The 16,888-nt window shown below is 39.7% G+C and carries 14 protein-coding genes; 11 read left to right on the forward strand and 3 right to left on the reverse strand.

Going from position 1 to position 16,888, the window contains the following annotated elements:
- Positions 1-125: 125 nt before the first annotated feature.
- Positions 126-1,457 carry an argininosuccinate lyase gene (argH, locus tag I6J03_RS06065; RefSeq protein WP_003008317.1) on the reverse strand — a complete coding sequence of 444 codons (1,332 nt, stop codon included), beginning with the start codon at positions 1,455-1,457 and terminating at the stop codon, positions 126-128.
- A gap of 646 nt (positions 1,458-2,103) precedes the next feature.
- Between argH and rbfA the strand changes: the two genes are divergently transcribed.
- From rbfA to I6J03_RS06085, 4 genes are all read left to right on the forward strand, one after another.
- Positions 2,104-2,475: a 30S ribosome-binding factor RbfA gene (gene rbfA, locus I6J03_RS06070; protein ID WP_003008319.1), complete on the forward strand. Its 372-nt coding sequence runs from the start codon at positions 2,104-2,106 to the stop codon at positions 2,473-2,475.
- A 29-nt stretch (positions 2,476-2,504) separates the two neighbouring features.
- Positions 2,505-3,137: a leucyl/phenylalanyl-tRNA--protein transferase gene (aat, locus tag I6J03_RS06075; RefSeq protein WP_003008321.1), complete on the forward strand. Its 633-nt coding sequence runs from the start codon at positions 2,505-2,507 to the stop codon at positions 3,135-3,137.
- Positions 3,138-3,141: 4 nt separating this feature from the next.
- Positions 3,142-4,230, forward strand: a complete 1,089-nt coding sequence (locus I6J03_RS06080) for an aminotransferase class V-fold PLP-dependent enzyme (RefSeq protein WP_003008323.1) — start codon at positions 3,142-3,144, stop codon at positions 4,228-4,230.
- A gap of 101 nt (positions 4,231-4,331) precedes the next feature.
- Positions 4,332-4,979: a hypothetical protein gene (locus I6J03_RS06085; RefSeq protein ID WP_003008325.1), complete on the forward strand. Its 648-nt coding sequence runs from the start codon at positions 4,332-4,334 to the stop codon at positions 4,977-4,979.
- 21 nt (positions 4,980-5,000) lie between these two features.
- Here I6J03_RS06085 and I6J03_RS06090 read toward each other — a convergent pair whose 3' ends face one another.
- Positions 5,001-5,405: a hypothetical protein gene (locus I6J03_RS06090; RefSeq protein WP_003008326.1), complete on the reverse strand. Its 405-nt coding sequence runs from the start codon at positions 5,403-5,405 to the stop codon at positions 5,001-5,003.
- Positions 5,406-5,817: 412 nt separating this feature from the next.
- Between I6J03_RS06090 and hemA the strand changes: the two genes are divergently transcribed.
- From hemA to I6J03_RS06125, 7 genes are all read left to right on the forward strand, one after another.
- Complete coding sequence (hemA, locus tag I6J03_RS06095; RefSeq protein WP_201694229.1) at positions 5,818-7,059, forward strand: glutamyl-tRNA reductase; 1,242 nt, start codon at positions 5,818-5,820, stop codon at positions 7,057-7,059.
- Between the two features lie 130 nt (positions 7,060-7,189).
- Positions 7,190-8,776: a hydroxymethylbilane synthase gene (gene hemC / locus I6J03_RS06100; RefSeq protein WP_003008333.1), complete on the forward strand. Its 1,587-nt coding sequence runs from the start codon at positions 7,190-7,192 to the stop codon at positions 8,774-8,776.
- Positions 8,777-8,867: 91 nt separating this feature from the next.
- Entirely contained in the window at positions 8,868-9,842 is a 975-nt protein-coding gene (gene hemB, locus I6J03_RS06105) for a porphobilinogen synthase (protein WP_003008335.1), read from the forward strand.
- Positions 9,843-10,179: 337 nt separating this feature from the next.
- Entirely contained in the window at positions 10,180-12,096 is a 1,917-nt protein-coding gene (locus I6J03_RS06110) for a glycoside hydrolase family 35 protein (protein WP_003008337.1), read from the forward strand.
- Positions 12,097-12,243: 147 nt separating this feature from the next.
- Positions 12,244-13,560, forward strand: coding sequence for a glutamate-1-semialdehyde 2,1-aminomutase (hemL, locus tag I6J03_RS06115; RefSeq protein WP_003008339.1), 1,317 nt, complete (start codon positions 12,244-12,246; stop codon positions 13,558-13,560).
- Between the two features lie 100 nt (positions 13,561-13,660).
- Positions 13,661-14,491, forward strand: a complete 831-nt coding sequence (locus I6J03_RS06120; protein ID WP_003008341.1) for a hypothetical protein — start codon at positions 13,661-13,663, stop codon at positions 14,489-14,491.
- A gap of 172 nt (positions 14,492-14,663) precedes the next feature.
- On the forward strand, positions 14,664-15,677 hold the full coding sequence (locus I6J03_RS06125; RefSeq protein ID WP_003008345.1) for a LacI family DNA-binding transcriptional regulator: 1,014 nt from the start codon (positions 14,664-14,666) through the stop codon (positions 15,675-15,677).
- A gap of 5 nt (positions 15,678-15,682) precedes the next feature.
- Here I6J03_RS06125 and nagA read toward each other — a convergent pair whose 3' ends face one another.
- Positions 15,683-16,870 carry an N-acetylglucosamine-6-phosphate deacetylase gene (gene nagA, locus I6J03_RS06130; protein ID WP_003008348.1) on the reverse strand — a complete coding sequence of 396 codons (1,188 nt, stop codon included), beginning with the start codon at positions 16,868-16,870 and terminating at the stop codon, positions 15,683-15,685.
- Positions 16,871-16,888: the final 18 nt, after the last annotated feature.

Genomic DNA, 16,888 nt, shown 5'->3' on the forward strand with positions numbered 1-16,888 from the left:
CACCATTTATATCAAAATATTTCCCACTCCTTGGAAAGGAGAGGGTTAGGGTGAGGTTCTGAAAAGAAAAGGCTTCAGAAATAAAATTCCTGAAGCCTTTCTGTATTATTCTCCTATTCGAGATTTTATTTTACTAACGCCTGCAAAGCGTTATCCACTTTTTCAAAACCAAAATCAGCCTTAACCTGTTCAAACATCCTTTTTATATGATCGTTGCACAGGTTACCAATGCTTCCTTCATGTGTGTGATTTACTTCTTTTGAAGGCTGAAAGGTGCCTTCTTCAATAGCCAATCCAATATTTTTATATGCTTCTCTAAACGGAACACCTTTTAACACTTCATTATTGACGACTTCTACCGAAAACAAATAATCGTATTTAGGGTCCTCCAATACATTTTCTTTGACGGAGATATTTGCTAACATATAGGTAGCAATTTCCAGACACTCATTTAATGATTTAAAAGCCGGAAAGAGATTTTCTTTCAGCAGCTGCAGATCTCTGTGATACCCTGACGGAAGATTAGTGGTCATCAAAGCAATCTCATTGGGCAATGCCTGTATCTTATTGCAACGGGAACGTATCAATTCAAACACATCCGGATTTTTCTTATGCGGCATAATACTGGATCCTGTGGTCAAATGTGCCGGAAAGGAGATAAAACCAAAATTCTGATTAATGTAGAGGGTTACATCCATTGCAAACTTAGCAAGTGTTGCGGCAATTGCACTCATCCCCTGAGCAAGAATACGCTCTGTCTTTCCTCGTCCCATCTGTGCATATACAACATTATAGTTAAGATCCTCAAACCCCAGCAACTCTGTTGTAAGTGTACGATTCAACGGAAAAGAGGAGCCATATCCGGCTGCAGAACCCAGCGGATTTTTATTACACACCTTCCATGCCGCTTTCATCAGTTCCAGATCATCAACAAGACTCTCTGCGTATGCCCCAAACCAAAGTCCGAAGGAAGAAGGCATTGCAATCTGCAAGTGTGTATATCCCGGAATCAATACCTGTCTGTATTGTTCACTCAACGAGAGCAATTGATCAAAGAAGTGTGTTGTATTCTGTACTATGCTTTGAATTTCCGAACGGAAGTACAATTTAAGGTCTACCAGTACCTGGTCATTGCGGGATCTTCCTGAATGTATTTTTTTACCGGCCTCCCCTATTCTTTGCGTAAGTAGCATTTCTACCTGAGAATGTACATCTTCTACCGAATCTTCTATCTGAAAATTACCTTCCTGAATTTCACGATAGATATTCTTCAGTTCTTTCTGAACTACAGCTAGATCTTCATCTGACATCAGATCTATACTGTTGAGCATACGGGTGTGTGCTAATGAACCCAATACATCAGCCTCCGCCAGCTGCAAGTCCATTACGCGATCGTTACCTACCGTAAATGTTTCTACCAGGGAATCCACATCAATATTTTTTTGCCAGATCTTCATGCTTTTATCTTTTTTAAGGTGTACAAAAATACCATTTGAAATTTAAATAAAACAATGCAATTCGATGTTTACGTTTTTGTTTGTGATATCTAAGATTCTGATTGTGTACGGATGTAAGAATACATAGAAAATGAGGATTACACAGGAGAGTCAACCGACAGATCTGCAGAAATATGGAGAACATAGTAACCTCATACACTGCTTTATTATTTTTTAATCATGATTTTTACCTCTGAATAAAACATGTTCAAACAACGTAAAAACCATGTTAACGCTATGTTAAGGGTTATTTTTGAAATTTATCTAAAAACAGTTAGTGAGTGAGCGGTTACTTTTTTTAAAAAAAGACTTTGTACAAATAATTTATATCCATATGTTTGTGACAACAAAGGGAGAATGGAAAGAGAGAAAAAGGATCGGATGAGTTAGCACTCACCTTTTTCAACAAAACAAAAGTAAACCAACTATGATAGACCCAAAAGTCTTAAAACTTGAAAAAAATATTACAACCTAGCCAATTATAAACTAATTTTGAGCAAAAGGCCTGTCAGCACCCACGACAAGCCTTTTTTGTTTTTGAAAGGCTTCAAAAAGACTTTTCAAAATTAAACCGTATCTTTGTATATTATCATCTCAATTTCCAACTATGGCTACAGAAAGTAAAAGACAGCAACGGTTTGCCGGAGTCATTCAGCAGGATTTGGCAGAACTCTTCCAACGCGACGGTAACAACTGGGCACCAGGCGCTTTCATTACCGTAACTCGCGTACGTGTAACTCCTGATCTGGCAATAGCCCGTGTATATCTGAGTTTCTTAAATACAAAAACAGCTCCGGAAGATATCAAGGCAATACGCACAAAAACCTCAGAAATAAGATATAAACTTGGATCACGGATAAAGAACCAGGCACGGATAGTTCCGCAACTTGAGTTCTTCCTCGATGATACCAATGAATATGTAGAACATATGGACAAGATCTTTGACGAGATCAGTAAGGAACCAAGACAACCAGATTAAACAATCTGGTTTTTTTATGGGATTAGTATATGATTTTTCAATTAGATGATCAGGATCTGAGTTTTCCTCACCCCAAGTATGCCGAAGAGGACGGTTTGCTGGCTGTTGGCGGCGATTTAAGTCCTGGTCGCCTGTTACTCGCCTACAGCAACGGTATTTTTCCCTGGTTTAGTGATGACAGTCCGATCCTGTGGTACGCTCCTCATGAACGCTTTGTGATCTTTCCTGAAAGATTAAAAGTCAGCAAGAGTATGAAGCAGGTATTGCGTAAAGCAGAGTTTAAAGTTACGCTTAACACAGCCTTTGAACAGGTCATCCGTCAATGCGCAAAGATAGAACGCAAGGATCAGGATGGCACATGGATCACCGCTGATATGATTGATGCATACATCGGGCTTCACAAATCAGGTTATGCACATGCTATTGAGGTATGGCAGGAGGACCAGCTTGTCGGTGGATTATACGGTGTACTGATCGGACAGGTATTCTGCGGAGAAAGTATGTTTTCTAAAGTGCCGAATGCTTCCAAGACAGCTCTCATTCATTTATTTCAGTTTTTTGATCTCAAATTTGTAGATTGCCAATTCCATACGGATCATCTCGCTTCCATGGGTGGCGAAATGATTTCACAGGAAGACTATCTAAATATACTTAACACTTAAACGCATGTCTCAGCAATACAAATCATATTTTGATATTCCTGAAAATATCAGCTACTTAACAACTCCGGGGTCCGGTCTTATTAGCAAAGAAATAAAAAAATGGCGAGCTCAATATGATATGGATTTTCATATGACGGACACTGTATTAAGAGAACAACAAGGGGCATTTATTCAACAGGTAAAGCAGACTATAGCTGACTTTGCCCATACGGCAGCATCGAATATCTACTGTACGCCAAACTTTTCACATGGTTTTAATGTCATACTCAACGGTCTTCCTGCTGATGTACGTATCCTGTTATTGAATGAAGATTATCCTTCTGTTAACTTTCCTGTTATCAGCCGCGGGTTTGACCATACTTTTGTGAATATTGATGAAAATATGGAACAGAATATTCTGGAAGCTATTCGTCATTACAAACCCGATGTATTTATATGCAGCATTGTTCAGTATATCTCAGGCATCAAAATCGATCTTTCTTTTATACAGGAGCTGAAAGCGACCCATCCGGATCTGTTGATTATTGGTGACGGCACCCAATATCTGGGCACAGCGTCTTTTGATTTTGAAACATCAGGTTTTGACGGAATAGGTACCAGCGGATATAAATGGTTGCTTTCTGGTTTCGGAAATGGTTTTTTCATCCTGAATGATACCTTGAAAAACAAACTGTACCAGACAGCTCAACAACAGAAGCCTGTCTTTGAAAAAATGTGGGAAGGAAAAAGTATATTACAGTTATACTTTGAGCCCGGTCATGTAGACACATTGGCTCAGGGTACACTTCAGAAATCTTTACAGTTTTTTGATCAGCTCGGCATCCAGAATACAGCAGCTTATACTTCCCGGTTATCGGCGCATGCAAGAGAGGAATTCGAAAAAAGAAATCTATTGACGGATATTGTAAAAAGGAGGAATAACCACAGTACTATTTTCAATTTACAGATCGATCCCAACCATTTTACGACTTTAATGAACAACGGTATTAAATGTTTTCCCCGTGGGACAGGTATACGTATAGGATTTCACTTATATAATGACACACAGGATCTTGAACGACTATTACAGGTCATTGACAAGTTGCCAAGATAAAAAACAAACTGTTCACTTAGAGCAGACTATTCAAGTACAAATACATAAAGTCTGAAGCCGTCAGCTGGCGGAGGACAATTGAAAAAACAAATGATATACATATGAAATTTAAAATCGGAGATCTGGTAAGATTTGTTGACGAGCCGATAGAAGGCCACGTGACATCTTTCCAGGATAATGATATAGTGGGCGTAACAGATGAAACAGGATTTGAAATCCCTGTCCTGACCAGCAAAATCACATTGGTCCACGGCAATATGAACCGTGAAGATGATGAGGTTACAGAAACCAAAATAACAGAGCCTTCAAAATTCGTTGAGAAAGGGATTCTGCTTGCAGTAAGCGGTGACCAGAAAGAGGGTCTGGCAAAATTGCATATCATCAATGAGACTTCTTATGAACTTTTGGTGAGTGTATCTGAAATCAACAATGCGAAAGCAAAAGGAATCTTTGCCGGACAAGTGAGTCCGCATGATGCTGTACAGTTTTTCTCCGGCAACTTTTCAGCTGTTGGCAATTGGCCGAATTTTCATTTTCAGATCATCAAACACAGCCGATCGGCACAGAAGATAAATCAGCCAATAGAGAAAGAGCAACGGGTACGTCCTGTAGATCTGACGAATGCGAAGCTGATGAACGACACACTCCGGGAGAAGGTCTGGCATTATGTATTGGATAAAGAAGAGGAAAACATAGGTTTGGATAAATTGCAATCGCATTTTATTTCTAACAGACCACAAAAAAAATAAGCCCGGAAATCCGGGCTTATTTTATACATTTTGTTCAGCTTGTTTCAGCTGTCTGGTACTTATCAATAAACATAATATGCCTACGAGATATACTATCCATCCCCAACGCATATGAATGGCTTTGGATAGCAATCCGTCAGCAAACTTCCATCCGAAATAATTATTGATCTTAAAGTACACTGCTGAAATACTTAAAAGATACCAGCCTGCAGCGATGCGGGTCATCAAACGATAGCCTTTGAGCTGACGAATAAAAAACAACAATCCTGTAATTCCAATGATACAATAGGTAATAAAAAACAGAGCCTCATCTGTCTGATACAGATTCCAGTTACCTTTGATAGGAACCTTCAGCATAGGTAGCATCCCGGATAATAAACACAGGATCACACCTGCAAGTGCAAAATTCTTTCGAATGATTAGCATAATTTCTTTCTTATTTTACCGCAAAATTAAGGATACTTTCCCGATCTATCATCTACCGGATTCAATCTTTTATTGTAAAAAATTAGCTCCAGTTTTAAAGTTTGAAGTCCGCATATGTCCGGCATAATCAGAAGAAAAGAAATCGTTACAAAAAACTATCAAAACAGTCATCTTATTGTCAATTGCCGGGTAACAAAAGTGATAAATGCTTTTTGTTCCAGATTATTTAAATGATTGACATCACATTTTTAAATGAAAAAAATATACAACAAATTGATTAATAGAATTTTAACAAATATTTAACACTATTTATAATCGTTCTAAATTCATCCGTTTGACAGATTTTTGACATAATACATAGCCGATTAGACTACATTTGCACTACTAAAATAGTGAGCAACGAGATTCAGCTTTGAAGAATTTAAAAGTTATAGCATTTACACACAAGCACGTCGAGTTAAAAGACCTTGGCAATCTGGTAATCTGTAATGAGGAACTGGAGAGTCGGTTAATCAACTTAAAGCACAGTCTTGATATCCCAGAGATTTTTTACATCGGTACCTGTAACCGTGTTGAATTTGTATTTTACGGAGCATACGAGCTGAGCGATGACTTTGTTGCGAAGTTTATGGAAAAATTAAACTTCTGTGTACCTCAGGAACGTCTTCAATGTTACTTGGGTCAGGTAAACCGTTATGAAGGACTGGATGCATTAAACCATCTGCTTCGCATGTCGTGCTCCCTTGAGAGTCTGGTTGTGGGTGAGAAGGAAATCCTTTCACAAGTAAGAAGAGCCTATGAAAGATGTCGCGAAGCGGGTTTCACAGGAGATTTTCTGCGCCTGATGATGGATCGTCTGATCAAGACCGCCAAAGAGGTATATACTTACACGAAGATCTCCCGTAATCCTATTTCAGTAGTATCCTTAGCTTATCGTAAGCTTCGTGAGCTTAAGCTGACAGACAATCCCCGCATCCTTGTTATCGGATCCGGCGAGACAAATCAGAATCTGGCGAAATATCTGCAAAAGCATAAATTTGAAAATTTTGTTATTTTCAACCGTACGGTAGAGAATGCCTATACTTTGGCGCAGGAACTAAATGCACAGGTATATCCGTTGAGCGAGTTAGGTAACTATAAAAATGGCTTCGATATTCTGATCACTTGTACCGGTGCTCCGGATGCTATCGTTAATAATGCTATGTATGAATCCTTACTTAACGGCGAAACAGACAAAAAAATCATTGTGGATCTGGCTATTCCCAATGATATCGATGCCGAAGTAATAGCGCATCACCCTATCCACTATATTGAAGTAAGCAGTCTGCAGGCTATTGCTGAAAAAAATATTCAGGAACGTTACGATGAGCTGACCAGCGCAGAGTGTATCATCAAGCAGAATATTGAAGAATTTCTTCCTATTATCAAGCAGCGTCGTGTGGAAGTCGCTATGAGACAGGTTCCTGAAAAAATCAAGGAAATCAAGTCTTTTGCGATTAATGAAGTGTTTGCTCAGGATCTTAGCAAACTGGATCCTCAGGCGAGAGAAGTACTGGAAAAAGTCATCAACTATATGGAAAAGAAATACATCAAAGTTCCTATGGTAATGGCAAAAGAAATTCTTGTCAAAACTTCAGAGGCTGAAAACAATTAGTTTTCGATAATTTTTCCTTTTAATTTTTACAAAAATTGACTTAATCTGACATAGGCATGTCGGCATTATACATCTATTTGGCTAAATTTGTGCTTTCTTATTCTAAATCTATTTAATATAGTTAATTAACGTGAACAGAAAATTAATCATTGGAACACGCGGAAGCCAACTCGCTATGTGGCAAGCAAATCACATTAAAGACAGACTTGCAGCAGCGGGGATTGACTCTGAATTGAAAGTAATCAAGACTCAGGGAGATATTATACAGCATTTGCGTCTGGACAAACTGGAGGGCAAAGGTTTTTTTACCAAAGAACTGGAAGAAGAATTATTGTCATCTACGATTGATCTGGCTGTTCACTCTCACAAAGATTTACCGACAGTCAATCCTCCGGGATTAATTATTGCTGCAGTTTCTGAACGGGAAAGTCCGGCCGAACTGCTGATCGTATTAAAGGACTGTGTAGATATCAAGAAGCGTCTTTCGCTGAAGCATAATGCAACAGTAGGAACGTCTTCTAACCGCAGAAAAGCACAGCTTTTATCCTTACGCCCTGATCTAGAATTTGATGATCTCCGTGGCAATCTTCAGACACGTATTCAGAAACTGAGAGATGAAAATTATGATGCGATTATCCTGGCTAAAGCTGGTGTAGAACGTATTGACATGGATCTATCGGATTTTTATGTAGAGGAAATCCCTCCTGTTGAACTGATTCCTGCTCCTGCACAAGGTGTGCTGGCCATACAGATACGTGAATCAGACCAGGAGTTATTTGAAGCGTTACAAGTCATTCACAATAAGGAAGTGGCTGAAGTAATAGCTGTAGAACGCAAAGTACTCAACTTATTTGACGCCGGATGCCATGCCCCTCTGGGATGCTATTGCCGCAAGAGTGAAGGCAAATATGAAGCCTGGACTTCTGTCGCAGAGACCAGTGACGAATTTCCGGACAGGTTATATATCCAGCGTGATTCTACGGAAGGAATGGCAGAAGAGATCTTTACAAAATTTGCCAAAGACCGCAAACTTCCATCGTCTATCTTTATTTCAAGGGATATAGATGAAAATACATATTTCGCCAGAGCGATGGCCAAGCATAATATCCAGCTTGATGCCCGTTCTCTGATCCGCATCTACCCGATCATTAATAAATTAGATCCTTTTATCTTAAAACATGTGGATTGGGTATTTTTTGCAAGTAGAAATGGTATTGATCATTTCTTTTCACTGGATCCGCAGTTACGCAAACATACCAGGATAGGTGTAGTCGGAAGAGGATCCGAAGAGGCATTGCGCAAATATGACCGTGTCGCTGATTTCTCCGGAGATGATTTCGGAATCCATACGGATGAGATTGGCCTTGAGTTTGCCAAAATAGCAAATGGACAGACGGTACTTTTCCCAAGAGCTAAGGATTCATTAGAAACCATACAGAAAGCCATGAGTGCAGACACAAAAATCATTGACATGCCAGTCTATGAAACTGTACTTGATGAAAACGTCGCCGCTACCACAGCTGAAGTGCTGATCTTTACCAGTCCAAGTAATGTTGAAGCCTATTTTATCGACAATCTGATTGAACCGGGACAACAGATTATTTCTATAGGTAAATCTACCGGTGCCAAAATAGCCGAAATGGGATTACCTTATGTAACACCCTATTCGCCTGATGAAATCGGTCTGACAGAGGCTGTATTCGGATTGAAATATTAAATTCAAAAGTAAAAACTCAAAAGTAAAAGAGAGTCTGTCAGACAAAAGACTCTCTTTTATCTCTTGTCTTTGATTCTAAAACACATATAACATGTTACAACGTCCGAGAAGAAATCGTAAATCAGCCGTGATCCGCGACATGATTCAAGAGACACGTTTAGACGCGTCCAATCTCATTTTCCCCTTATTCATCATAGATGGCAACCAGCAAAAAACTGAAGTTTCGTCTATGCCTGGTATTTATCGCTATTCCATAGATAACCTGTTAAGAGAGGTGGAAAGTTGTCTGAAACTGGGCTTAAAATCCTTTGATTTATTCCCTAACATTGAAGAATCACTAAAGGACAAATATGCTACAGAAAGCTATAGAGATGGCAGTCTGTATCTGCGTGCCATCGCTGAAGTAAAGAAGAACTTTCCCGAAGCATGTATCGTTACAGATGTAGCGATGGATCCTTATAGCAGTGACGGGCATGACGGAATCGTCGAAAACGGCGAAATTCTTAACGATGAAACGCTGGATGTATTAGGAAAGATGGCATTAGCTCATGCTCGGGCAGGAGCCGATATCATTGCCCCCTCTGATATGATGGACGGACGTATCGGATATATTCGTGAACATCTGGATCAGCATGGATTCAGTCATGTCTCACTGATGTCTTACACTGCAAAATACGCTTCTGCGTTTTATGGTCCGTTTCGGGATGCATTGGGTTCGGCTCCAAAACATGGAGATAAGAAAACTTATCAGATGAATCCTGCAAACAGTAAAGAAGCGCTTATTGAAGCACAACTTGATGCGGCAGAAGGTGCTGACTTCCTTATGGTAAAACCGGGTCTTCCCTATCTCGATATCATAAAATTATTAGCGGACAACTTCGATCTTCCTATTGCAGCTTATAATGTAAGTGGTGAATATGCCATGTTGAAAGCGGCTATCCAAAACGGATGGTTAGATGCCGAACGTTCGATAATGGAAACCTTATTGAGTTTCAGACGTGCAGGCGCAACTGCAATTCTGACTTATCATGCCAAAGAGGTTTTAGAAAAAGGCTGGCTTAAATAGTTACAGCATTTACAGTTATAGAAAAGTCCGGAATACAATCCGGACTTTTTCATTTTTAAGAGTCCGGGAGCCATTCAAAAACACTATCGTTTTGAAGTAATGATTATTACAATCAGGACACAAAATTGAGCTATTGCTCAACAAAATAGTATAAAAGAAACACTTTTACTATCCCTAAACCCATGCGTCAAGCATTATCAACAAGATTAATGTAACAAATAGATGGCGCAAACGTTTGTTTTCAAATTACCATTGGTCAAAACAACACTTTTCCTTAACATTACATATAAATACCTCAAAAAAGAGGTAAATTAAGTACTTTAATCACAATCTAAAGATGAAGTTAATAAAAAAGGCACTCTGCTACGCCGTTCTCACCACCACTTTCATGAGCGCCATTGCATTTCAGGATGTTCAGGCTCAAAAAAAGCATACTTTCGAGATCAAAGATGGAAATTTTGTATATGACGGGAAGACAACCAGAATATTATCCGGAGAAATGCATTATGCACGCATTCCGCATCAATACTGGAAACATCGTTTGCAAATGGTCAAATCTATGGGTCTTAATACGGTAGCTACTTATGTATTCTGGAATTTCCATGAAGAAAGTCCCGGCAACTGGAACTTTGAGGGGGATCATGATTTGGCTGCTTTTATAAAAACAGCCGGTGAAGTGGGGCTACATGTAATTCTTCGTCCAGGTCCTTATGCCTGTGCAGAATGGGATTTTGGCGGATATCCGTGGTGGCTTCAAAAGATAGACGGTCTGGAAATAAGACGTGACAATGCCAAATTTCTGGAGTATACAAAAAAATACATTGACCGTCTCGCGAAGGAGGTGGGAAGTTTACAGATTACAAATGGAGGACCTATTATAATGGTTCAAGCCGAAAATGAATTCGGATCATATGTCAGCCAGCGTAAAGATATTCCCTTAGAAGAACATAAAGCCTATAACGCGAAGATCAAAAAGCAACTGGAAGAAGCGGGGTTCAATGTTCCTTTATTTACTTCAGATGGAAGCTGGTTATTTGAGGGAGGTGCCATCCCCGGAGCTTTACCAACCGCTAACGGAGAAAACAACATTTCCAATCTTAAGAAAGTAGTGGATCAGTACAACAATAATCAGGGGCCATATATGGTAGCGGAATTTTATCCCGGCTGGTTAGATCACTGGGCAGAACCTTTTGCAAAGGTAGATGCGGGCAGAATAGCACGTCAAACAGAGAAATATCTGCAAAATGACATTTCCTTCAATTATTACATGGTACATGGCGGGACTAATTTTGGCTTCACTTCAGGAGCAAATTACAATAACAAATCTGATATACAACCGGATATTACCAGTTATGATTATGATGCGCCAATCAGTGAAGCCGGGTGGGCCACTCCAAAATATGATTCTATCCGGACGGTTATACAGAAATATGCGGACTATACTGTACCGGCCGTACCTAAAGCAAATCCGGTAATTGAAATTCCATCCATTAAGCTTACTGCTGTAGCGAATGTTTTTGATTACGCAAAGTCAGGAAAGACAACGATCAATGAGACTCCACTTAACTTTGAGCAACTGAATCAGGCAAATGGCTATGTTTTGTATAGCAAACAGTTTAATCAACCTATAAATGGAAAATTGAAAATTGACGGTCTGAGAGATTTTGCGGTAGTATATATCGATGGTACAAAAGTAGGTGAACTAAACCGGGTGTTTAAAAATTACGAAATGGATATTGACATTCCTTTTAATTCCACCTTACAGATTCTGGTCGAGAATATGGGAAGAATCAATTATGGTTCAGAAATGATTCATAATCATAAGGGTATAATCTCCCCTGTGCTTATCAATGACATGGAAATCACCGGAGATTGGACTATGCAACAATTACCAATGGACAAAGTACCTGATCTGGCAGGCAAACAGACTGCAGCAATTCAGAATACAAAAACAAATGCTTCGAAAATCGCAGCACTCACAGGTCAGCCGGTATTGTACCAGGGTACTTTCGATTTAAAGGAGATCGGAGATACTTTTATTGATATGGAAAAGTGGGGAAAAGGTATTGTATTTATTAACGGTATCAATATCGGAAGATACTGGAAAACCGGACCTCAGCACACCTTATATATTCCCGCACCTTATCTCAAAAAAGGCAGTAACAGTATCGTTATTTTTGAACAGCTAAACGACGAAATCAAAACAGAAGTCAGTACAGTGAAAGTACCTGTTCTGGATAAAGTCGTCTTATAAACAATTTATCTCTATAAGGGGATAAAAAGGGCTTTTATGTAAATCATAAAGCCCTTTTTATTTGTCACAGCTTTTACATACTTGAAAAATTGGGCTTCCAATTCACAAATAATTGAATAATTTTACACGAACAACGAGAATAACGATATGAGTAATACATCCTACCCTGATATTTCAAGGGCTAAATCTGCAGAACTATTTGAAAAAGCAAAACAATATTTTCCGGGAGGCGTAAATTCGCCTGTTCGTGCTTTCAAATCCGTATATGGTACCCCTTTATTTATTGAGCGTGGTGATAAAGCACATATCTGGGATGCAGATGGCAATGAGTTTGTGGACTTTTGCTGCTCCTGGGGTCCGCTTATTTTAGGGCATAACAATGCTCAGGTGCGTGAAGCGGTAACGGCACAATTAGGAAAAGGATTGAGTTTTGGTGCACCGACAGCATTAGAAAATGAATTAGCGGAACTAATCCTATCCAATAATAAGTATCTGGAAAAGATCCGTTTTGTAAGTTCAGGGACAGAAGCTGTCATGTCGGCAATACGTCTGGCACGTGGTTATACAAAAAGAGACAAAATTGTCAAATTTGAGGGTTGCTATCATGGTCACTCCGATTCTTTACTGGTTAAAGCCGGATCAGGATTAGTGACATTCGGCGAGACATCTTCTGCCGGGGTTCCAAAATCTTTTGCAGATGAAACCATTGTAATTGCCCTGAATGATGAAAAAGCATTACAAACTGTTTTCGAGCAGTTCAAAGATCAGATCGCAGCAGTGATCATAGAAGGTATTCCGGCAAATAACGGACTACTGATTCAAACTAAAGCTTATATCAATTTCTTACGTCAGATCACTAAAGATAACGGAGCTTTGCTGATATTCGATGAAGTCATTACCGGCTTCCGCTTAGGTTTCGAAGGCGCTGCGGCATATTATGATATTCAACCGGACATTATCACCTACGGTAAAATTATCGGCGGAGGTATGCCGGTAGGAGCTTACGGAGCTTCAAAAGAACTGATGAGCTGTATATCGCCCGATGGAAATGTATATCAGGCGGGTACTTTATCCGGCAACCCGGTTGCCATGTCCGCAGGTATTGCAGCCCTGAATATATTGGCTCAACCGGATTTCTATACGTCACTTGCTGCTACAACTGCAATATTTGTACAGGCTATTCAGGAATATGCAGACCAGCATGGTTATGAATTAAATATTCCGACTATTGGTTCGATATTCTGGTTTGCATTCACGACCAATAAGGAAATCCGTCGTGCAGATCAAATTGACCCCGCTTCTATGGAAAAATATAAGGTTATGCACCGCGAATTGCTGAACAGAGGCATCTATATGGGACCTTCAGGATATGAAGTAGGTTTTATATCGGCGGCTCATACAGAAGAAGATCTTGAAAAGGCCAAAAAAGCTATTTTTGAGAGTTTAGATATTGTATTTGGTTAATTATTTCTGAAACCTTTTTCTGTATTTATTGTTTTAACTAAATAGGGTCACTGATCCTTAAAATTAGTTTATCGTAATCATTAATTATAAATTTATTAAGATGAAAAAACAATCTTGGAAATCGACATTGGCTATTGTTGCTGTAGGAGCAACTATAGTTTCGTGTAATAATCCGGCAAAGACTACAGGCGGAGACAGCAGTGATTCTACATCTATGTCAGATACGTCAAAGACAGCTGCAGTTACTGTCACTCCTGTAGGTCATTCTAAAGAATTTCCGGGTGCTACCTTAAAAATCGCATCTCTTACATCTGAAAAAGCAGGAGCTGATTCTGCAAAAATAACTGTTAAATACGCGGTAGAAAATTTCAAACTTACTGAACAGACTGCTCACGAACATGCAGATCATATGGCCAATTCGCATGAAGGGCAACATATTCATTTTATTTTGGATAACAAACCCTATGCAGCATTATATAAACCTGAAAATTCGGTAACAGTAGCGCTTAATTCTGAGCATTATCTGCTTTCGTTCCTTTCACGTTCCTATCATGAGTCTATCAAATCAGCTGATGCTTACAAATTGGTAAAATTCAAGGTCGATAATACAGGAAAGATTACGGAACTTCCAACTCCAAAAGAGGCCTCCCTATTTTACAGTCGACCTAAAGGAGAATATAAAGGTGAAGACACTAAAAATCTGTTGTTAGATTTTTATGTAGTGAATACAACGTTGGCAGCTGATGGCAATAAAGTTGTCGCCAGTGTAAACGGACAGGATTTCACATTAGACCAGTGGACACCATACGAGATCAAAGGTCTTCCTTTGGGTGATGCCAAGATCAAACTGACATTGGTCGATAAAGATGGTAAAGCCGTAACAGGTGACAATGTATCTATCGAAAGAGATATCAAATTGTTAGAAAAGTAGAATTTAATTTTTCTATAAATGAAACGGGGTTGTATTGAATAATCGATACAACCCTGTTTTTGTATATCCTTTCCTTTGTCCGGCAAAGAATATCATTATTCTGATTTCTTAATCTTTAGGAGCCTCTATAAATTAAAGATGTTTTGTTATATTAGAATTTAGTAAACCGGTCATGAAAAAGAATATTGGTATTAAAGAAATCGCAGACATCCTTAATATATCTGTCTCCACTGTTTCTCGAGCACTCCGAGATACCTATGACGTAAATCCTGAAACCCGAAACCGGGTTCTGGAACTTGCAAAGGAACTTAATTTCAAACCAAATAAAAATGCTGCAGCTCTTGCATCAGGCAGCACCAAGAATATCGGGATTGTGATCCCCTTTATCACGAACTATTACTTTTCAACAGTTATATCTGGTATACAGGAGCAGGCGTATGAATCTGGGTACAATGTTATCCTTTATGTAACGAATGATCATGCTGAACGGGAACGCGATCTTCTGGAAAATCTGGCTATAACAAGTCTGGATGGCCTTCTGATTTCTATCTCCTCAGATTCGCTTCTGGAAGACCACTTTGAACGACTCAGAAATGATGGTGTGCCCATCGTATTCTTTGACCGTGCTCCTATGAATAGTACAGCTTCAAAAGTATTGCAGGATGATTTTCAGGGCGCTTATGATGCTACGAATTATCTTATAAAACACGGATATAGCAGGATTGCTCATATTGCCGGACCTAAAGAACTAAAATTCACCCAACAACGTCTGAACGGCTATCTCAAGGCATTGGAACAGCACAGACTTCCTGTACGATCTGATTATATTATACACTCCGGTTTTTCGCAGAATAATGGATCTGAAGACACCGAAAAGCTACTGGCACTAACGCAAAGACCCGATGCGATCTTTGCTGTGAACGACCGCAAAGCTGTAGGAGCAATTCTCACATTAAAACAACATCATATACAGGTGGGGGCTGAAGTTGGTGTTATTGGATTTACGAACGATCCGATTGCCAGTGTTGTGGAACCTAATCTTACCACTATAGAAGAACCGGCTTTTGAAATTGGAAAGAGAAGCTGTGAACTGCTTATCAAACATATTAAAAACCGGAATTATGAATCTAAAGATGTCATTTTGCCCGGAAGACTGATTGTCCGGGATTCAGTAAGTTTACAGTAGAAGGACTATTTCTTCTTTTCGTAAACAGACCTGCCCTGAATAATGGTTCTGTGGATACTAATCTCTTCATCAAAAAGCACCAGATCAGCATCCTTACCTATCGCTATTGATCCTATCTCCTGATCTCTTTTTATCAGACGGGCAGGGTTGATACTGACCATACGGATCACTTCCTGCAGGCTTACTGAAGTTTCACTCAACATCGTACGGATCAGTCTGTCCATAGTAGCCACACTTCCGGCAAAAGAAGAGCGATCCGGCAACTTAGCTACACCATCTTCTACAATCACTTCCAAACCATTTCGCAAACTTCCTAATACACTTTTGCCTTCAGGCATTCCTGCTGCTCGCATTGCATCGGTTATCAATGTAATACGTTCGGTACCTTTTGTCTTATGGATCAACTGTAGAAACGGAGCCGGAAGGTGTACACCGTCTGCAATGATTTCTACATGGATCTCGTCCAGCAAAAGGCAGCTTTCTATCGTACCTGCATATCTGTACGCATTCTTACGGGTCATACCGGACATTCCGGAATAAAGATGAGTAGCCAGATTGTATCCCGATTCCAATCCTTCTACAATTTCTGCATATACTGCATCTGTATGAGCTAATGCAAGCAAAATGTCCTTTTCCCGTACTTTTTTTCCAAACATCAATGCTCCGGGCAATTCCGGCGCTGCGCTCCATCGGGCTATAAGATGATAGTAATTTCGTAGAATAGGTTCATACTCTGCAGGATCCGGATTTCGGATATAACGCGGATCCTGTGCTCCACGCTGATTCATAGCAAAGTACGGACCTTCCAGATGAAGTCCGAGAAAACGTGCACCATCTTTATTTTGAACCAATGCCTGCTCATACACGTGGAACAAATCAATCAAATCAGCAGTTTCGCTGGTGAGCGTTGTAGGCAACATGGCGGTAGTCCCATATTTTGCATGGGTAGCAGCAACGCTCAGAAAGGCTTCTACCGTATTATCCATTATATCAAAACCGCCGCCTCCATGAACATGTATATCGATAAATCCGGGTGCTACATACATTCCTTCCGCATCTATTACGGTTTCGTTATCAGATTCTACAGGAGATTCATGGATCTCTGCAATCTTACCTTCCCGGATCAGCAGAGAGCCATTGGGAATAATACGATCCGGTAATATCAGCTTTGCATTAATTATTTTTGTCTGCATCTCGCTCGTTTTTTTAAG

The organism is Sphingobacterium spiritivorum (genome assembly GCF_016724845.1).
Classification (GTDB): Bacteria; Bacteroidota; Bacteroidia; order Sphingobacteriales; family Sphingobacteriaceae; genus Sphingobacterium; species Sphingobacterium spiritivorum_A.